The organism is Pseudomonas sp. 9Ag, assembly GCF_902506445.1.
Taxonomy (GTDB): Bacteria; Pseudomonadota; Gammaproteobacteria; order Pseudomonadales; family Pseudomonadaceae; genus Stutzerimonas; species Stutzerimonas stutzeri_AB.
Window position 1 is genome coordinate 3,795,079 of sequence record NZ_LR733836.1, and the last position, 17,748, is coordinate 3,812,826.

At 58.6% G+C, this 17,748-nt stretch carries 17 protein-coding genes and 1 pseudogene; 8 read left to right on the forward strand and 10 right to left on the reverse strand.

Features of this window, described 5'->3' with window-relative positions; all coding sequences use genetic code 11:
- The first annotated feature begins 107 nt into the window (after positions 1–107).
- Together ALTERO38_RS17290 and ALTERO38_RS17295 are read left to right on the forward strand one after the other, a co-directional pair.
- Complete coding sequence (locus ALTERO38_RS17290) at positions 108–1,505, forward strand: peptidoglycan DD-metalloendopeptidase family protein (protein ID WP_159969115.1); 1,398 nt, start codon at positions 108–110, stop codon at positions 1,503–1,505.
- Positions 1,506–2,597, forward strand: a complete 1,092-nt coding sequence (locus tag ALTERO38_RS17295) for an anhydro-N-acetylmuramic acid kinase (protein WP_159969116.1) — start codon at positions 1,506–1,508, stop codon at positions 2,595–2,597. It begins immediately after the preceding gene.
- Between the two features lie 94 nt (positions 2,598–2,691).
- On the opposite strand, the gene erpA is transcribed toward ALTERO38_RS17295, so the two are convergent.
- Together erpA and argC are read right to left on the reverse strand one after the other, a co-directional pair.
- Complete coding sequence (gene erpA / locus ALTERO38_RS17300) at positions 2,692–3,042, reverse strand: iron-sulfur cluster insertion protein ErpA (RefSeq protein ID WP_045430630.1); 351 nt, start codon at positions 3,040–3,042, stop codon at positions 2,692–2,694.
- A 135-nt stretch (positions 3,043–3,177) separates the two neighbouring features.
- Positions 3,178–4,212 carry an N-acetyl-gamma-glutamyl-phosphate reductase gene (argC, locus tag ALTERO38_RS17305; protein ID WP_159969117.1) on the reverse strand — a complete coding sequence of 345 codons (1,035 nt, stop codon included), beginning with the start codon at positions 4,210–4,212 and terminating at the stop codon, positions 3,178–3,180.
- A gap of 133 nt (positions 4,213–4,345) precedes the next feature.
- Here argC and hemJ point away from each other — a divergent pair, with 133 nt between their 5' ends.
- The 3 genes from hemJ (at position 4,346) to ALTERO38_RS17320 (ending at position 6,798) form a co-directional block, all read left to right on the forward strand.
- Positions 4,346–4,771: a protoporphyrinogen oxidase HemJ gene (gene hemJ / locus ALTERO38_RS17310; protein WP_102837401.1), complete on the forward strand. Its 426-nt coding sequence runs from the start codon at positions 4,346–4,348 to the stop codon at positions 4,769–4,771.
- A gap of 21 nt (positions 4,772–4,792) precedes the next feature.
- Positions 4,793–5,767 carry a nitronate monooxygenase family protein gene (locus ALTERO38_RS17315; protein WP_159969118.1) on the forward strand — a complete coding sequence of 325 codons (975 nt, stop codon included), beginning with the start codon at positions 4,793–4,795 and terminating at the stop codon, positions 5,765–5,767.
- A 107-nt stretch (positions 5,768–5,874) separates the two neighbouring features.
- Positions 5,875–6,798 (forward strand): DUF805 domain-containing protein, encoded by a 924-nt coding sequence (locus ALTERO38_RS17320; RefSeq protein ID WP_159969119.1) that lies wholly within the window; start codon positions 5,875–5,877, stop codon positions 6,796–6,798.
- A 26-nt stretch (positions 6,799–6,824) separates the two neighbouring features.
- Here the strand turns inward: ALTERO38_RS17320 and ALTERO38_RS17325 are convergent, their stop codons facing one another.
- The gene (locus tag ALTERO38_RS17325) at positions 6,825–8,300 is read right to left on the reverse strand and encodes an AAA family ATPase (protein WP_159969120.1); all 1,476 of its coding nucleotides are present in this window, start codon (positions 8,298–8,300) and stop codon (positions 6,825–6,827) included.
- Positions 8,301–8,378: 78 nt separating this feature from the next.
- On the opposite strand from ALTERO38_RS17325, the gene ALTERO38_RS17330 reads away from it, so the two are divergent.
- Positions 8,379–8,720: a histidine triad nucleotide-binding protein gene (locus ALTERO38_RS17330; protein WP_148923800.1), complete on the forward strand. Its 342-nt coding sequence runs from the start codon at positions 8,379–8,381 to the stop codon at positions 8,718–8,720.
- 64 nt (positions 8,721–8,784) lie between these two features.
- Entirely contained in the window at positions 8,785–9,432 is a 648-nt protein-coding gene (gene coq7, locus ALTERO38_RS17335) for a 2-polyprenyl-3-methyl-6-methoxy-1,4-benzoquinone monooxygenase (RefSeq protein ID WP_159969121.1), read from the forward strand.
- A 109-nt stretch (positions 9,433–9,541) separates the two neighbouring features.
- On the opposite strand, the pseudogene ALTERO38_RS17340 reads toward coq7, so the two are convergent.
- Both ALTERO38_RS17340 and ALTERO38_RS17345 read right to left on the reverse strand, forming a co-directional pair.
- Positions 9,542–9,751 (reverse strand): annotated as a pseudogene (locus tag ALTERO38_RS17340) (S-adenosylmethionine decarboxylase); the annotation flags it as partial.
- A complete protein-coding gene (locus tag ALTERO38_RS17345) occupies positions 9,751–10,173 on the reverse strand; it encodes an OsmC family protein (RefSeq protein WP_159969122.1) in 423 nt (140 codons plus the stop codon). The pseudogene ALTERO38_RS17340 and the gene ALTERO38_RS17345, both read right to left, overlap by 1 nt.
- A 218-nt stretch (positions 10,174–10,391) precedes the next feature.
- Between ALTERO38_RS17345 and crp the strand changes: the two genes are divergently transcribed.
- Entirely contained in the window at positions 10,392–11,036 is a 645-nt protein-coding gene (gene crp / locus ALTERO38_RS17350) for a cAMP-activated global transcriptional regulator CRP (RefSeq protein WP_045430655.1), read from the forward strand.
- A gap of 60 nt (positions 11,037–11,096) precedes the next feature.
- Here the strand turns inward: crp and trpC are convergent, their stop codons facing one another.
- The 5 genes from trpC to trpE form a co-directional block, all read right to left on the reverse strand.
- Positions 11,097–11,933, reverse strand: coding sequence for an indole-3-glycerol phosphate synthase TrpC (gene trpC, locus ALTERO38_RS17355; RefSeq protein ID WP_159969123.1), 837 nt, complete (start codon positions 11,931–11,933; stop codon positions 11,097–11,099).
- Positions 11,930–12,976 carry an anthranilate phosphoribosyltransferase gene (gene trpD, locus ALTERO38_RS17360; RefSeq protein ID WP_159969124.1) on the reverse strand — a complete coding sequence of 349 codons (1,047 nt, stop codon included), beginning with the start codon at positions 12,974–12,976 and terminating at the stop codon, positions 11,930–11,932. The genes trpC and trpD overlap by 4 nt, the downstream gene beginning before the upstream one ends.
- Positions 12,976–13,569, reverse strand: a complete 594-nt coding sequence (locus ALTERO38_RS17365; protein ID WP_159969125.1) for an aminodeoxychorismate/anthranilate synthase component II — start codon at positions 13,567–13,569, stop codon at positions 12,976–12,978. Before ALTERO38_RS17365 ends, trpD begins: the two co-directional genes overlap by 1 nt.
- Before the next feature lie 308 nt (positions 13,570–13,877).
- A complete protein-coding gene (locus ALTERO38_RS17375; protein ID WP_159969126.1) occupies positions 13,878–16,043 on the reverse strand; it encodes a bifunctional diguanylate cyclase/phosphodiesterase in 2,166 nt (721 codons plus the stop codon).
- Positions 16,044–16,186: 143 nt separating this feature from the next.
- A complete protein-coding gene (trpE, locus tag ALTERO38_RS17380) occupies positions 16,187–17,665 on the reverse strand; it encodes an anthranilate synthase component I (protein WP_159969127.1) in 1,479 nt (492 codons plus the stop codon).
- Positions 17,666–17,748 lie beyond the last annotated feature (83 nt).

Consider the following 17,748-nt stretch of genomic DNA (forward strand, 5'->3'; position numbering starts at 1 on the left):
CCAGGCCGCGACCAGGGGATTCAAGGGTTGCCTCGACACCACTTTGCTTATATTTTAGGCAGATATTTTCTCTGTACAAAATTTCGCCAGACATCCCAGACTTTCTAATGACCTATTCAAAATCGAAAGCACCTCTCTACCCGAAAAGCCACCTCTTGGCTGCAAGCGGTGTAGCTGCGCTTCTGAGCCTGGCACTCCTTGTATTTCCATCCCGCGAAGTCGAAGCCAAGAAGACCTTTCTTGATCTGCGCCTCGATACCGCTGCTGAACTTGCAGCCGTGAGCGAACAACCTCTTGTAAGCCTTTCGGTTGAGCGCCCCTTCGCTCCGACCGAAACACCTCTAGCACCGGAACTTCAGTCATTGCAGCTGAAAGAAGCCGAAGCGGCTAAGGAAGCCGAGCCCTCGTCAAAAGAAGTGGTCGTGGCGAATGGGGACACGCTGTCGACGGTGTTTGCAAAGGTTGGTCTGCCGCAAGCAACCGTGCACGACGTCCTGGCCAGCAGCAAAGAGGCAAAACAGTTTGCCCGCCTGAAGGTTGGTCAGCGCCTTGAGTTCGAGCTGGACGACCAGGGCAACCTAGCTCGGTTACGCAGCCAGCTGAACAAGCTGGAAAGCGTGGAGCTGGAGAGGTCAGGCACCAAGTATGTGTTCAAGAAGGAGCAGGTCAAGCCGGACGTCAGTACTGCTTACGCCTATGGTCGTATAGAGAGCAGCTTGTTCCTCGCTGCGAAGCGCGCAGGCCTCAGTCACAACCTGACGATGGATTTGGCCAACGTATTCGGATACGACATCGATTTCGCCATGGACATACGTAAAGGCGATTCGTTTGAGGTTATATACGAGCAAAAGACTGTTGCCGGCGACCGAGTAGGAACAGGTAACATTCTCGCGGCCCGCTTCACCAATCGCGGCAAGAGCTATACAGCTGTTCGCTACACCAACAAGCAGGGCAATAGCAGCTACTACACGGCAGACGGCCAGAGCATGCGCAAGGCTTTCATTCGCACGCCAGTCGACTTCGCACGCATCAGTTCACGTTTTTCTAACGGCCGTAAGCACCCCATCCTGAACAAGATACGCGCGCACAAGGGCGTAGATTATGCTGCGGCACGCGGCACGCCAATCAAGAGCGCAGGAGACGGCAAGGTCCTTCTTGCCGGCCGCAAAGGTGGATACGGCAACACCGTTGTTATCCAACACGGCAATCGTTACAGAACCCTTTATGCTCATATGCAGGGATTCGCCAAAGGCGTCCGCAACGGTTCCTCTGTCAAACAAGGGCAGATCATTGGCTATATCGGTACCACTGGCCTATCGACCGGCCCGCACCTGCATTATGAATTTCAGGTCGACGGCGTGCATGTCGACCCCTTGGGGCTAAAACTGCCAATGGCCGACCCCATAGCTAAGAATGAAAAACAGCGCTTTCTGCAGCTCAGCACCCCGCTGATGGCCCGTATGGACGATGAGCGCGCAACCATGCTGGCAATGAAGAGCGAATAGATGCCGCTCTACATCGGAGTAATGTCAGGCACCAGTTTGGATGGTCTGGATTTCGCTCTGGTCGAGCAGAGTCAAGGGACGACCTTGCTTGAAACGCATTACGAACCGATGCCAGCGCAGCTCAAGCAGGATCTGCTCGATCTCTGCGCATCCGCACCTGATGAACTAGCCAGGGCCGCCCTTGCCGAACAGGCTTGGGCCGAACTCGCAAGTGCTGGGGTTCATAAGTTACTCGACAAGGCGCAACTCTCGTCTTCGACTATTCGCGCGATTGGCAGCCACGGACAGACCGTGCGGCACGAGCCGCAACGCGGCTTTTCTATCCAGATCGGGCACCCTTCTCTCCTCGCAGAATTAACCAGCATCAGCGTAGTGACCGATTTTCGTCGACGTGATATTGCTGCCGGCGGCCAAGGCGCACCGCTGGTGCCCGCCTTTCATGAGGCCATGTTCAGTAATGCGAAACGGATCAGAGCGGTGCTCAATATCGGCGGCTTCAGCAATGTCAGCTTGCTACGTTCAGGCACGTCGACACGCGGCTTCGATTGCGGCCCAGGCAATGTGCTCCTTGATGCCTGGATTCATCGCCACCAAGGGCAGCCCTATGACCGCGACGGCAACTGGGCAGCCAGCGGCCAGGTCAATCACCAGCTACTGACGCTACTGTTAAGTGACGACTTCTTCGCTACCCACGGCCCAAAGAGTACCGGGCGGGAGCTATTCAACCTGCCCTGGCTGGACACCCACCTCGCATCTTTTCCCGACCTCGCCCCTGAAGATGTACAGGCTACGCTGCTCGAACTGACAGCCCGCAGCATCAGCGAAGCGCTCATTGAAGCTCAACCTGATACAGAAGATGTACTGATCTGCGGCGGCGGTGCGCACAACAATGCGCTAATGCAAAGGCTGCAAGCATTACTGCCCGCATGCGAGCTGGCAAGCACTGCAAACTACGGGATCGAACCTGACTGGCTAGAAGCTATGGCGTTCGCCTGGTTGGCGCACTGCTGCATTGAGGGTATTGCCGCGAACCGGCCAAGCGTAACAGGCGCTCGCGGGTTGAGGACCCTTGGCGCGATCTATCCGGCATAGCTCTTGGCGTCGACTGCCGTACCGCCCCACTACCGTCCTGACCCGGAAACAAAAACACCGTGCCGAGGCACGGTGTCTTTTGCTAGAACGAGCCTTAAATCGAGAACGACTGACCGCAGCCACACGTTGTCGTAGCGTTCGGATTCTTGATGATGAAGCGTGAACCTTCCAAGCCTTCCTGATAGTCCACTTCAGCACCGGCCAGGTACTGGTAGCTCATCGGGTCCACCACCAGACTCACACCCTCACGCTCGATGATGGTGTCGTCTTCGGCGAGCTCCTCATCAAAGGTGAACCCATATTGAAAACCAGAGCAGCCGCCGCCGGTGACGAACACACGCAGCTTCAGCCGCGGGTTGCCCTCTTCATCGACCAGACTCTTCACCTTGCTCGCGGCACCCTGACTGAACTGGATCGCGGTGGGCGTGAAGGATTCGACACTCATTTGGTTCTCCTGGCGCGTGAACGCACATTACTGCTTGGACGGGGCATTATCGGCTTATCCTAGAAAATCGGTCAACTATTCGTCGTGACAGAGAAAGACACTGCCCTACCCCAACCGATATCTATGGCAGCTAGGTCAAGGCAGCAAAGCGGCGTTGCCCAAGCCGAGCCTTTCATCCAGACCGAAGACGATGTTCATGTTCTGTAGCGCCTGGCCAGATGCGCCTTTTACAAGGTTATCGATGACTGACAGCACGACCACTGATTCGCCGCCTTGCGGCCGGTGGACTGCGATACGGCATACGTTGGCACCACGCACACTCCGGGTCTCCGGATGGCTGCCGGCAGGCATCACATCGACGAAAGGCTCGCTCGCGTAACGAGTTTCATAAAGCGCCTGGAGATCCACCGAGGTGTCGAGGACCGTCGCGTACAGGGTGGCATGGATGCCGCGAATCATCGGCGTTAGATGAGGAACGAAGGTCAAGCTAACGTTACCGCCGGCTGCACGCCGCAACCCTTGGCTGATCTCTGGTAGATGACGATGACCTCTGACCGCGTAGGCCATCATGCTTTCGCCCGCTTCGGTAAACAGCGATCCAATCTTCGCCGCGCGCCCGGCGCCGCTCACGCCCGACTTGCAATCGGCGATGAGCCGGGTTGTATCGGCCAGCCCCTGTTCCAGCAAGGGCAGATAACCCAGCTGGGTTGCGGTTGGATAACAACCAGGAACAGCAATCAACCGCGCCCCCTTGATCCGCTCACGGTTTACCTCGGGTAAACCGTAAACCGCTTCGGGTAGCAGGGCTGGGGCTCCATGTGGCTGGCCGTACCATTTGGCCCATTCATCCGCATCCTGCAGGCGGAAATCCGCGGACAGGTCGATGACGCGAGTGCCTGCCTCCAGCAACTCAGCTGCCAGCGCATGTGCGACACCATGGGGGGTAGCGAAGAAAACCACATCACAGGCGCCGAGTGTTGCGGTATCCGGGACACTGAAAGCCAGCTGGTCATAGTGACCTCGGAGGTTCGGATACATATCCGTCACCTTGACCCCGTTTTCGGAGCGGGAGGTGATCACGGCTACTTCCGCCTGGGGGTGCTGGGCCAACAGACGCAGCAACTCGACTCCGGTGTAGCCTGTGCCGCCAACGATTCCGACCTTGACCATGAGCTGCCTCTCGCAGTGGAACGATAAGAACGTCGATGATAAAGGGGCCTGCGCTCAGGGCCAACCACCGAGATGACGCGCGGGCCATCAAGCCACTACTATCGGACCGACTCTGAACCCAAGGAACTTCCGAATGCTCTATCTCTGGTTGAAAGCCCTGCACATCGTTGCAATCGTCTGCTGGTTCGCCGGGCTGTTCTATCTGCCGAGATTGTTCGTTTATCACGCCATGAGCGAGGACGCGATCAGCCGTGATCGCTTTCAGGTCATGGAACGCAAGCTCTATCGCGGCATCATGATCCCCTCAATGATCGCCACGCTCGCCTTTGGTATAGGCATGATTGCGCTTAACCCTGCGCTCTTCAGCGGGGGCTGGTTACACGCCAAGCTCGCATTGGTTGTGTTACTGATTGGCTATCACCATATGTGTGGCGCTCAGCTCAAGCGATTCGCCCGTAACGAAAATACGCGCAGCCATGTGTTCTACCGCTGGTTCAACGAGTTTCCGGTGCTGCTGCTTCTGGCTATCGTCATTCTTGTTGTCATCAAACCCTTTTGAAACCGACTCAAGGAAACTGCCATGACATTGCCAGCCATCCTCGAAGAGCGCCTTCGCCTACCTTTGGTCGCAGCCCCCATGTTCCTGGTGTCGAACCCCGCGCTGGTAGCCGCATGCTGCACCAGCGGTGTGGTCGGCAGCTTTCCCGCACTGAATCAGCGAGAAAGCAGCGGATTCCGTGACTGGCTGCAGGAGATAGACCAGCATCTGAAAGTGGCTGACAAACCCGCCCCGTATGCCGTTAACCTGATTGTGCACCACAGCAACCCCCGACTTCAGGCAGATCTCGCGATATGCGTCGAGCAGCGGGTGCCTATTGTGATCACCAGCCTTGGCGCCGTTAAAGAGGTGGTGGACGCCGTGCACAGCTACGGTGGGCTGGTGTTTCACGATGTCACCACACGGCGACATGCGGAGAAAGCGGCTGAAGCCGGAGTCGACGGTTTGATAGCAGTGGCTGCTGGGGCCGGCGGCCACGCGGGTACCTGGAGTCCATTTGCCTTGGTGGCCGAGATCCGCCAATTCTTCGACAAGACACTGCTGCTCTCCGGCTGCCTCAACCATGGTCACGAGATACTCGCCGCGCAGCTACTCGGTGCGGACCTCGCCTATATGGGAACGCGCTTCATTGCCACGCGGGAAAGTCAGGCCTCGTATGAATACAAGCAAATGCTGCTGCAGGCGCATGCTGCCGACATCGTTCACACCGCAGCGGTATCAGGTGTGCCCGCCAGCTTCTTGCGTCAAAGCCTGCAACAAGCCGGTTACGATGAGGATCGACTGAAAAACAAAGGCGAAATGAACTACGGCGAAAAACTCAAGCCCGTCAGCGATGAGGCGAAGGCTTGGAAAACCGTCTGGTCGGCAGGCCAGGGCGTAGGGGAAATAAGAGACCTGCCGAGCAGCGAAGAATTGATTGCCCGGCTGGATCGAGAATACCGTGCCGCCCACGATCAGGCGTTGCAGCTGTCCCAGCGCTGGCTGCGCCAACCGTGACACACCTCGCAGTTGCTACACGCCTCGAGCAACTCTGTAGGGCGAGACTTGTTGGCCGCCCTACCGCGCTTTAGGCTTGCGCAAAAAACCGGCAACAGGGACGCTGGATGAGCGCTGATCAATACCGAATCGTCTTCGAAGGTGAGCTCCTACCGGGCGTATCACTCGACACCGCCAAGAACAACCTGGCCCAACTGTTCAAATGCGACGCTGGCAAAGTCGAGCGTCTGTTCGGTCATGGCTCGGTCCCACTCAAGCGTGAACTGAGTGCACCGGAAGCTGACCGATACCTGCAAGCGCTTCAGCGTGCTGGGGTCCAGGCACGCAAGGAAGCCGAACCAACGAAAGGTGTTGCGCTGGCCATCGTTGACTACGCGACCGTAAATCCGAGCGAGACACCCGTTCAGGCTGAGCAGATGGCATGCCCCAAATGCGGCCATACCCAGCCAACCGCCATCGAGTGCTGCAGTTGTGGCATCGTTATCAAGAAATATCTGGCACGCCAGGCGCAGCTGGGCGAAACGTCGCTCCAGAGCCGGAGCATTGCCCATCCCTATGCACCACCGCGCGCCGAGGTCGGCGAGCCAACTGCGGAATACAGCGAACTAAAGGTCTTCACGACACAAGGCAGAATCGGCCGGCTGCGCTATCTAGCCTGGTCCATGGCGTTGATGGCTGTGGCGCTCGGCCTAATGTTGATTGCCAGCACGACGTTCGCTGCCTCAGCAGTGCTCGGCATAATTGTCACCGGCGTGCTCGGCATCGGTTTTCTACTCGTGAGCGTCCAGATCGGCGTGCAACGGTTGCATGATCTAGGCTGGTCCGGCTGGCTCATGCTGCTCTATCTGATTCCGGTCGTCGGCACGTTCTTTCCCCTGGTGGTACTGCTGATGCCAGGCAACACTGGGGTGAACCGCTTCGGGCCGCCGCAGCCGCCGAACAGCAGCGCCGTAAAGCTTCTCGCGGCGCTATGGCTGCTTGTACCTATTATTGGCATCCTGACCGCCATCATCCTGCCAACTTATCAGTAGCGCTCTAGGGTGATTCGGCGAGCCAGTCAGGCCAATACCGCTCGCCCCGAAGCCCAACCACGAAGCTCATCCAGCTTCTCGGCCATTACCACCGAAAGCGGTGCGGTCGCGCGGATACAATCCAGGAGCATGTCTTGGTTCGGTTCAACGGACCGGGCCTGACCAGCGTAGACGGCCGAAACAACTACCTGTTCAATCTCGGCACCTGAGAAACCATCGCAAGCGACCGCAAGTGCTTCTAGATCGAACTGTTCGGCTTTCAGCTCACGCCGTGCCAGATGAATTCCGAAAATTTCCGCCCGCGTGGATGCATCGGGCAAGTCGACAAAGAACAATTCGTCAAAGCGCCCTTTACGTAACAGCTCTGGAGGAAGCCGATCCACTGCGTTGGCGGTCGCAACCATGAACACCGGCGCTTCACGCTCAGCCATCCAGGTAAGCAAGGTTCCCAGGACGCGCTGACTGACGCCGCCATCCATTTCTCCCGTAGCGAGCCCCTTTTCCAACTCGTCCATCCATAGGACGCAAGGCGCCATCTGTTCGGCCAGTTTTAGCGCCTCGCGCAGATTGCGCTCGGTTTCACCAAAGAACTTGTTGTACAAGCACGCAAAATCCAGGCGCAGCAGCGGCAAACCCCAGAACCCCGCGACCGCCTTGGCCGCCATACTTTTCCCGCCGCCCTGCACGCCAACAAGCATCACCCCGCGCGGCATGTCCGAGTGGCTGCCGGCAACAAAGGCAGCCTGACGCTGCCCCAGCCAGCGCTTGAAATTCTGAAGCCCGCCAACCTCGGCAAAATGTTCCGTCTCGTACTCGAAGCCCAGCACGCCTTGCATGTCCAGTAGTTCGAACTTCTTACGGTTCAGCTCTGGCAGATCTTCCTGTGTGATCGCGCCATCATCGCAGATCAGGCTGTGCGCCAAGCTGCGCGCTTCTGCATTGCTGAGTCCACGCAGGTTCTTCACGACCTGCTGCAGGGTGCGATTGTCGGTCCGCACACGGGCGCCTCGATTACGCTCGCTCCAGACAGTCGCCTCATTACGCACAATACTCAACAGCTCTTCTTCGGAGGGCAGCGTGAGACTGAAGCGAGCCGCATAACGCTGGACCTCAGGGGGCAACTTGAGGGCATGCGACACCAGCACCAGCGTGGGTGCGGTGGCGCTTTCGCCCATTGCGATTTCCTTCAACAAGCGCACCAGACGCGGCTCGTCGAGAAACGGATGCAAGTCGCAGAAGACGTACAGCCCTCCCAGCGGATCGTGTTTGACTCGCCTCAATGCGACCTCAGCCGAGCAGCTTTCGCCAGCGTCCAGCGCCTCGCCGCCGAACGCGAGATGCCGGAGACCTTCCGTTACAGACCACACATGAAGGGTCATCCCCCGGTTCACAGCTAATCCACTCAGCGTCTCGAGCACTCGACGCTCGTCCCATGACTCGATCAGTACCAAGCGCAACCTTGACTCGAGTACCAGTGCCAGGTCGTGAATATCATTCTTCATTCGCTATGCTCCATGCCGGCTAACCAGTCCGAAAATCGCCTGTTACACTGCTTTTTGTTTCAGTTCTGGAGAAACACCGTGGATTGTCTATTTTGCAAGATCGTCGCCGGGACCCTCCCCGCGCAGAAGATCTATGAAGACGAACAGGTTATCGCCTTCAATGACATCGCGCCCCAGGCGCCTGCGCATTTCCTGGTCATTCCAAAGAAACACATCGCAACCCTGCATGACCTCAGTGAGGATGACGACAAGCTTCTCGCTGGCCATATCCTTTTTACCGCGCAGCGTCTGGCTGAAGAGCAGGGCTGTCAGGATGGCTTTCGGGTTGTCATGAACTGCAACGACCTTGGCGGTCAGACGGTACATCACATCCATATGCATGTGCTCGGTCAGCGCCAGATGCATTGGCCACCTGGTTAAAACATCTGCTACCCCAACTGCAGTACCGACTGCTCACGCCTGCTCCGAACCACCTGGAGGCGACATGCCCAACCAACGCCAATACTCTCCTGCCGACCGCCTGCTGTTGCAGGCCGATGCCGCGTTAAGGACGCTGCTACCGTTCAGCGGCCAACCTCAGCGACCGACGCCCGCCGTGCTGAGGAACGAGGCCGAGCTGAGCGAAAGCGAAGCGCGACACGTGGCCGGACTGATGCGCATCAATCACACTGGTGAGGTCTGTGCGCAGGCGCTATACCAGGGACAGGCGCTGACCGCTCGACTGCCCAGGGTGCGCGAGGCGATGGAGCGCGCCGCAGACGAAGAGATTGATCATCTGGCCTGGTGCGAACAGCGCATACATCAGTTTGGCAGCCACACCAGCGTTCTCAATCCGCTTTTCTACGGATTGTCGTTCGGCATCGGTGCGTCGGCGGGCTTGATCAGCGATCGCATCAGCCTGGGTTTCGTCGCCGCCACGGAAGATCAGGTCTGCAAGCATCTGGATGAGCATCTCGAGCAAATTCCACAAGAGGATGAGAAGTCCCGGGCTATTCTCGAACAGATGCGCACGGATGAGGCGCAACATTCAACCGCTGCCCTAGAGGCAGGCGGCTTGCGCTTTCCGGCGCCGGTGAAGTTCGGCATGAGCCTGATGGCCAAAGTGATGACCAAGACCACCTACCGGATATGACCGTTATAACGAAGAAGGGCGCCTGAGAGGCGCCCTTCTGGTTTCTACCGCCGTCACCCGATTTCGGGATATTGCGGGCATAGGAAACTTCCAGCATTTCATGGTGCACACGAGTAACGCCACGAACTCGATAATCGACAGTGACGATATCCGTGTCGAACTGGGGATTCATATAGTTGCGAGCCTCAAGCGCTGAATTAACGCCGCAAGTAGAAACGTCGATATCCACGCGATGGGTTGCGATACCTTCGACCGGATGGATTTCTGGATCGGTATGCACCGTGACGTGACTCTTGTCCAAGTGCGCCAGAATAGTGTTCAGCTCAGCTCGACAATTTCATAGCCGTGGCTGATCTCGACACCCGCACGGCCGAGCATGATCGAGGCAGAACAGTATTTCTCAGCGGACAGTTCGACGGCACGTTTGACTTGAGCCTCCTTCAGCCCACGCCCCTTGACGACGAAGTGCAGATGAATCTTGGTGAACACCTTCGGATCTTCACCCGCACGCTCCGCCTCAAGAAAGGCTTCGCAGCTTTCCACCGCCTGACGCGACTTCTTCAGAATGCTTACCACATCGAAGTTGCTGCAGCCGCCGAGCCCCAGCAACAGCATCTCCATAGGGCGGACGCCTAGATTTCGTCCACCATTCTCAGGCGGGCCGTCCATGACCACGACGTGACCACTGCCAGACTCGCCAAGAAACATTGCCTCGCCAGCCCACTGAATGCGCGCTTTCATCGATAGACTCCGTTTGAAAAGGAGCGAAGCTTAGCATGACGACCGGCGGACGCCGGTGGCGATAACCCGACGAAATGAATGCCCGAAAGTTGATATTCGTGTCGCAGTTTTGTTGTCGACCCAGACCGGTCTGTTAAGCTCGCTGTGCCTGATAACAGAACTTAGTCATACATAATAAGAACTGCCTTCTAATTGGACACATCTTCCGGGACTACAGCATGGTCGCTATTACACTCACGCCCAAGATCAAGAACATCGACAAACTACTCGCGCATTGCCATCGTCGGCGCTACACCGCCAAAAGCACCATCATCTATGCCGGTGATCGTAGCGAAACGCTTTTCTTCATCGTTAAAGGTTCGGTCACCATCCTGATCGAGGATGACGATGGTCGCGAGATGATCATTGCCTATCTGAATTCCGGGGATTTCTTCGGAGAGATGGGACTGTTCGAGAAGGAAGGATCCGAAAAGGAACGCAGCGCATGGGTTCGCGCCAAGACTGAATGCGAAGTAGCAGAACTGAGCTATGCCAAGTTCCGTGAGCTGACCCAGCAAGACCCCGATATTCTTTATGCACTCGGCAGCCAGATGGCCGAACGCTTGCGCAACACAACACGCAAGGTGGGTGATCTGGCGTTTCTCGATGTAACCGGCCGCGTCGCCCGTACATTGCTTGACTTGTGCAAGCAACCCGATGCAATGACCCACCCGGACGGCATGCAGATCAAGATCACCCGCCAGGAAATCGGCCGCATCGTCGGCTGCTCGAGGGAAATGGTCGGTCGCGTGCTCAAGAGCCTCGAGTCACAGGGGCTGGTGCACGTGAAGGGAAAGACCATGGTGGTGTTTGGTACGCGCTGAAACTCAGCTCAGCACGATTGAAAAAGCCGGCAACTTGCCGGCTTTTTCAATTGCAGCGGATCACTCCGGATCGGCAGCTGATTGGGGTCGATTACGTCCCGGAAAGAACAATCGCTGCAGTTCGAGCCCCGGCTGCTCTGCTCGCATGAAAGCTTCTCCCACCAGAAACGCATACACCTGGTTGATTTCCAACAACTCCACGTCGGCACGATGAAGTATGCCGCTCTCGGTCACAGCCAGACGGTCGCGTGGGATGCGCGGCAGCAAGTCAAGCGTCGTTTCCAGACTGAGTTCAAAGGTGTGAAGGTTACGGTTGTTGATCCCGAGCAGAGGCGTGTCGAGGCGCAGCGCGCGCTCCAGCTCTGCTCCATCATGGACCTCTACCAATACGTCGAGATTCTGAGACTTTGCCACATCGGCGAGCTCGGCCATTTGACCATCCTCCAACGCAGCGACGATCAACAGAACGCAGTCAGCGCCCAGGGATCTGGACTCGATGATCTGGTATGGGTCAACCATGAAATCCTTGCGGATGACCGGTAGTTTGCAGGCTGAGCGCGCTTGCTTCAGGTAGTCGTCGCCCCCCTGAAAGAAGTCGATGTCGGTCAATACCGAGAGGCAGGTGGCGCCACCTGCCTCATAGCTTTTGGCGATGTCAGCCGGGACAAAATCCTCCCGCAGCACCCCTTTGCTTGGTGAGGCTTTCTTGATTTCTGCAATCACAGCCGGTTGCTTGTTACGCGCCTGCTCCTGCAGTCGGCGGGCAAAACCGCGAACCGGGTCCGCTGCGGCCGCCATTGTTTCGAGTTCAGCCAGACCGACCCGACCTCGACGCTCGCTGACTTCCTCGCGCTTGCGCCTGATGATCTTTTCCAGAACTGTCGGCACGTTACTCATTGGGAGCTCTCCTGCTTGAACACCACAGTGAAGGACACAAGCTCCTCGAACTTGTCCCGCGCCAAGCCGGTATGCAGCGCATCGTGGGCAATCTCCACGCCCTGTTTCAGGCTGCTGGCGATGTCGGCTGCATAGAGCGCAGCACCTGCATTCAAGACAATCATGTCGGCCGCCTTTTGTCCGTTGTCCGTCTTACGCCGTCCCAATGCATCGCGAATCAGAGCCAACGAGCCCTGTGCATCTTCGACATTAAGACCGATCAGGCTCTGGCTCTTGATCCCGAAGTCTTCCGGCTGGATACGGTACTCACTGATTTCGCCCTTGTTCAGTTCGGCCACATAGGTCGGCGCCGCCAGGCTGATCTCGTCGAGCCCGTCCTGTGCATGCACGACCAGCACATGCTGACTTCCCAGGCGCGACAGCACTTCGGCCATGGGCCGGCAGAGTTCCTTGCTGAACACCCCGAGCACCTGATGCTTGACACCGGCGGGGTTGGACATCGGGCCAAGGATGTTGAACAGCGTGCGCAAGCCCAGCTCACGGCGCGGACCGGCGGCAAATTTCATCGCGCCGTGGTGCGCTGGCGCGAACATGAAGCCGACGCCCACGGCATCGACACTGCGCGCAACCTGTGCGGGCGTGAGGTCCAGGTAAACACCGGCCGCTTCGAGCAGATCGGCACTGCCACTCTTGCCCGACACTGCGCGGTTGCCGTGCTTGGCGACCTTGCCACCCGCAGCGGCGACCACGAAGGCTGCGGCAGTTGAGACATTGAAAATGTTCATCCCATCGCCACCGGTACCGCAGGTGTCCACCAATCGATGGGTATCGAAATGCACTGGCTCGGCAAGCTCACGCATCACCTGCACCGCACCGACGATTTCATCGATGGTCTCGCTCTTCATCCGCATGCCCATGAGGAACGCGCCAATCTGCGCATCGGTGCACTGGCCAGTCATGATCTGGCGCATCACTGCCTTCATTTCATCGGTAGACAAATCCAGCTGGCCGACGATGCGGTTGAGGGCTTCCTTGATATCCATCAGCGCACGCCTCCGGTCTGTTTCAGAAAATTGGCGAACAGTTCGTGTCCCTGCTCGGTGAGGATTGACTCAGGGTGAAACTGCACGCCTTCTACGTTCAGTGTCTTGTGCCGCAAGCCCATGATCTCGTCGACGCTGCCGTCTTCCAGTTGCGTCCAGGCAGTGATTTCCAGACAGTCGGGGAGCGTTTCACGCTTGACCACCAGCGAGTGGTAACGCGTCACCGTTAACGGATTGTTCAGCCCGGCAAACACACCGGTGCTCTCGTGAGCGACCGGGCTTGTCTTGCCATGCATGACCTGACGCGCGCGCACGACCTCACCTCCAAATGCCTGCCCGATGCTCTGATGGCCGAGACAGACCCCCAGAATCGGCAGCTTGCCGGCGAAATGGCGGATGACGTCGAGTGAAACGCCCGCCTCGTTTGGGGTACATGGGCCAGGAGAGACGACAATCCGCTCCGGGTTCAGCGCTTCGATTTCGGCAACGCTCAACTCATCGTTGCGCACCACTTTGACGTCCGCGCCGAGTTCGCCGAGATATTGCACGACGTTGTAGGTAAAGGAATCGTAGTTATCCAGCATTAGCAGCATTTGCGTCACCCTAGGGCTTGAGGCTGATCCACCACCTGCCATGACGGACCGAGCCGGCGCAAAGGCGCCTCGGCAGAACGATCGGTAGTACAGGTGTGAACGGGGTATTCCGGCACGGAGCCAGCAACGAGGATCAGGCGCGCCAACGCCAGCGGGCATGTGCCTTGAACAGACGCATCAGGAGGGTGCTGCTGAATTTCACGGAAAAGGTCTCGCAGAGCTGACAACGCAAAGTAGCCCATGCCAGGCCACGATTTCAACCGGACTATAGCAGAGCATTGCCTGCCCGCTACAGCCAGTCTGGCGCCCTAGACTGGCAGCGACGCGATAGCGGCAGGCAACGCGGAGGCCGGAACCGGCCGAGCGTAGAAAAAACCCTGCGCCTGCCGACACCCAAGTCGACGTAGTTCCGCAGCAGTGGCCTCGTCCTCGACCCCCTCTGCCAGCGTGCTCAGCCCGAGCGACTCAGCCATATGGATGATCGCGGCGACAATGGCATGGCCGTCTTCATTTGGCAGATCGCTTACAAAGGAGCGGTCAATTTTCAACGTATCCACCGACAACCGCCGAAGATACGCCAGACAGGAGTATCCGGTGCCGAAATCATCGATAGACAGCGTGACACCCAGGGCTTTCAGACCGGCCAGCGCAATCATCACCTGCTCGGTGTTGTCGACGAGGCTGGACTCGGTCAGCTCGAGCTCCAGCGCTGAAGCTGGCAGACCGGTCCGCGCCAAGGCGGCGGCGACGGTCTGTTCCAGCGCCCCCTGGTGCAGCTGTATCGCAGCGACGTTCACTGCGACACGCGGTATGTCCAGCCCCTCAGCCTGCCAGCGTTGAGCCTGTCGGCACGCTTCGAGGATGACCCACTCACCAATATCCACGATCAAACCGCTCTGCTCGGCTGCAGGAATGAACTGCCCCGGCGCGACCAGACCCCACTGAGGATGCTGCCAGCGCAACAGGGCTTCCGCGCCCACTACCCTGCCGCTGGTGAGGTCCAGCTGCAGCTGATACTCCAGAGAAAACTCCTCTCGCTCGAGAGCGAGCCGCAGGCCGTTGATGAGATACAACCGCCCCCGCATCTCGGTATCCAGCGCAGCGTTGTAATAGCACCACGTCCGGCGCCCGGCTTCCTTGGCCTTGTACATCGCCATTTCAGCGTTACGCAGGAGGCAGGGAAAGTCCATGCCATCGCTCGGGCCAACCGCGACGCCGATGGAGATCGACACCACTATCTGCTGGCGCTCGATCATGAAGGGGTCGGCTAACTCATCGAGTACACGCTGGATCACAGCGGATGCACCCTCGGCAGTCTCCAGATCGGCCAACAGCACGACAAACTCATCACCGCCGGCCCGTGCCAGCATGGCGCTATCGGGCAATGCCTGCTGCAGTCTTACCGAGGTTGTGCAGAGCAGCTGGTCACCGAAAGTGCGCCCGAACGAATCGTTGACCATCTTGAAATGATCGAGATCGACGTACAGCACCGCAACTGCACCCTTGAGCTTCAGGGCACTGGCCATTGCCTGGCGCGTCCGCTCCTCAAGCTGGGACAGATTGGGCAACCCCGTCAGGCTGTCGAAGTGAGCCATATAGTCGGCGCGCTGTTGTGCAGCGATCCGTTCGTTCATTTCGACTGCCAACCGTTCGTATGGCGCACGCACACTCGACACGAACACCACCTGATAGATGAAGCCGTAGGAGACGATCTTGTACAGATGCCCGAGCAGACTGTAAAAGCTGTTCACACTGCTGTAGGCGGTGAAGCACAGCTCGGCAAGAATCGAAACCAGTGTCGCAGCCAGCATGCCGTCGAAATAGTCACGGTCTGCAACCTCTCGAGCGCGCCAGAACACCCATGCCGCCAGTGCGAAGAGGCTGATGATCAGCCACTCCATCTGCACTTTGAAGCGGGTCAGCCCCTCCCCGTCGATAAAGGTCCGAGGCCACAGCTGCGGCTGAAACAGCTGCAGGTAAACCACCAAAACCACCAGTCCCAGGGACGATGAAAGCAACAGGACCCGCGGCAGAGCAATGCTTCGGTGGCACAGACGGCACGCCACCGCGAGCAGGGTGAAAGCAAGCAATACGCGGGAAACCAGCCAGAAGGCGATCGCTTTTTCCGCCGAGGCGGGCGTCACCCAGACGGGCATACCTCGGTAGGACAGCATATGCGCCAGATCCAGCAACGCGATGGCCAAAAACGCACAGGCTAGCAGCGGGTTCGAAAGAGACACTGGCTGCTGGCTATGCCAAGCCACCGCAAACACCAATCCCGCTACGACAATCGAGAAGGTTTCGACAGTGATATGCAGCGACAACGGGAACCACACCTGGCTTCCGTTCAGATCCGCCAGGCTCGATAACAACCAGACCAGCACCAGCAGCGCCGTGAGAGCGATCACCAACGACGAGGCCGACGGCCAGGACTGGCGAACGGACGAAGGGCGGGGGCTCGGCAGTAACGGCATGGCTGGCTCGTATGGGCTGGGGTTGGATTGCCGGGCGTTCCTGCTCAGCTTCCACGACTATAGGCATAGCCAATAGCCATTACCATACGACCAATAAGGACTTTAGTCGCAGTTGCCGAACATCCCCATGAGCCGCGCCGAAGCTAGTCGCTGCTGTGCTCTGCCAAGGCCACCGCACGGAACATCGCGCGGCGTTTGTTCAGCGTTTCTTCCCATTCCAGGGCCGGCTGTGAGTCGGCGACGATACCGGCACCAGCCTGCACGTGAAGCTCGCCATCCTTAATTACCGCGGTGCGGATCGCGATGGCCGTATCCATGTTGCCGTTCCAGGCCAGATAGCCGACGGCGCCGCCGTAGACGCCGCGCTTGACCGGCTCCAGCTCGTCGATGATCTCCATGGCGCGAATTTTTGGTGCGCCGGAAAGGGTTCCCGCCGGCAGGATGGCGCGCAGCGCATCCATGGCAGTCAGCGGCGCCTTGAGCTGGCCGGTGACGTTGGAGACGATGTGCATCACGTTGGAATAGCGCTCGATGACCATCTTCTCGGTGAGCCGCACCGAACCGTTCTCGGCCACACGGCCGACGTCGTTGCGGCCCAGGTCGATCAGCATCAGATGTTCGGCCAGCTCCTTGGCGTCGCTGAGCAGATCCTGCTCGAGCGCCTGATCAGCCTCCTCGTTCACGCCTCGGGGGCGAGTGCCAGCGATGGGCCGTACGGTGACCAGCCCTTCCTCGACCCGCACCAGCACTTCGGGCGACGAACCCACCACGTGGAAATCGCCGAAGTTGAAGAAGTACATGTAGGGCGTCGGGTTGAAGCAGCGCAGCGCGCGGTACAGATCGATTGGCGCGGCCTTGAAGGGGATCGACATACGCTGGGAAATCACCACCTGCATACAGTCGCCGGCGAGGATGTAGTCCTTGATGCGGTTGACGGCCTGCTCGTAGTCTTCGCGGCTGAAGCTCGAGCGGAAAGTCGGCTCGTTAGCGTTGCTCTTTTCGAAATCCAGGCCCAGGCGCGGCGTGATCGACTGGCGCAGCTTTTCTCGAAGCGCCTGCAGTTTCGCCTGCCCCGCCTCGTAGACGTCCGGCTGTGCCGGGTCGACCAGGACGATGCAATGCAGCTTGCCGGCCAGGTTGTCGAAGACCACCACGGCGTCGGACACCATCAGCAGGATATCCGGCGTACCCAGCGGATCGGGGTTGGGGCAGCTCGCAAGCTTGCGTTCGACATAGCGCACGCTGTCGTAGCCGAAATACCCCACCAGACCGCCGTTGAAGCGCGGCAGTCCATCCACCGGCGCCACGCGGTAGCGCTGCTGGAACGCCTCGACGAACGCCAGCGGATCGTCGACCTCACAGGCCTCGGTTTCGACGCCGTCGGTGGTCACGCTGATGCGATGATCCTGCACCCGCAATACAGTGCGGCAGGGCAGGCCGATAATCGAGTAACGCCCCCACTTTTCCCCGCCCTGCACGGATTCGAGCAGGTAGGAATTCGGCGCATCGGCGAGCTTGAGATAAAGCGTGAGCGGGGTGTCGAAGTCGGCGAGCGTTTCGAACGACAGGGGGATGCGGTTATGGCCTTCGGCGGCCAAACGCAGGAATTCTTCGCGGGTCATGTCAGCCTCGTGGTCGGAGGGGAGCTACATAAGGTCGAGTTGTGCAAACGTACCGGGCAGAGCCGGCAGAAGATGTCAGGCGC

Bases quoted from the DNA above. Each gene is read 5' to 3' on its own strand.
- ALTERO38_RS17290 (WP_159969115.1), top strand. From the start codon at position 108: ATGACCTATTCAAAATCGAAAGCACCTCTCTACCCGAAAAGCCACCTC.
- ALTERO38_RS17295 (WP_159969116.1), top strand. From the start codon at position 1,506: ATGCCGCTCTACATCGGAGTAATGTCAGGCACCAGTTTGGATGGTCTG.
- erpA (WP_045430630.1), bottom strand. From the start codon at position 3,042: ATGAGTGTCGAATCCTTCACGCCCACCGCGATCCAGTTCAGTCAGGGT.
- argC (WP_159969117.1), bottom strand. From the start codon at position 4,212: ATGGTCAAGGTCGGAATCGTTGGCGGCACAGGCTACACCGGAGTCGAG.
- hemJ (WP_102837401.1), top strand. From the start codon at position 4,346: ATGCTCTATCTCTGGTTGAAAGCCCTGCACATCGTTGCAATCGTCTGC.
- ALTERO38_RS17315 (WP_159969118.1), top strand. From the start codon at position 4,793: ATGACATTGCCAGCCATCCTCGAAGAGCGCCTTCGCCTACCTTTGGTC.
- ALTERO38_RS17320 (WP_159969119.1), top strand. From the start codon at position 5,875: ATGAGCGCTGATCAATACCGAATCGTCTTCGAAGGTGAGCTCCTACCG.
- ALTERO38_RS17325 (WP_159969120.1), bottom strand. From the start codon at position 8,300: ATGAAGAATGATATTCACGACCTGGCACTGGTACTCGAGTCAAGGTTG.
- coq7 (WP_159969121.1), top strand. From the start codon at position 8,785: ATGCCCAACCAACGCCAATACTCTCCTGCCGACCGCCTGCTGTTGCAG.
- ALTERO38_RS17345 (WP_159969122.1), bottom strand. From the start codon at position 10,173: ATGAAAGCGCGCATTCAGTGGGCTGGCGAGGCAATGTTTCTTGGCGAG.
- crp (WP_045430655.1), top strand. From the start codon at position 10,392: ATGGTCGCTATTACACTCACGCCCAAGATCAAGAACATCGACAAACTA.
- trpC (WP_159969123.1), bottom strand. From the start codon at position 11,933: ATGAGTAACGTGCCGACAGTTCTGGAAAAGATCATCAGGCGCAAGCGC.
- trpD (WP_159969124.1), bottom strand. From the start codon at position 12,976: ATGGATATCAAGGAAGCCCTCAACCGCATCGTCGGCCAGCTGGATTTG.
- ALTERO38_RS17365 (WP_159969125.1), bottom strand. From the start codon at position 13,569: ATGCTGCTAATGCTGGATAACTACGATTCCTTTACCTACAACGTCGTG.
- ALTERO38_RS17375 (WP_159969126.1), bottom strand. From the start codon at position 16,043: ATGCCGTTACTGCCGAGCCCCCGCCCTTCGTCCGTTCGCCAGTCCTGG.
- trpE (WP_159969127.1), bottom strand. From the start codon at position 17,665: ATGACCCGCGAAGAATTCCTGCGTTTGGCCGCCGAAGGCCATAACCGC.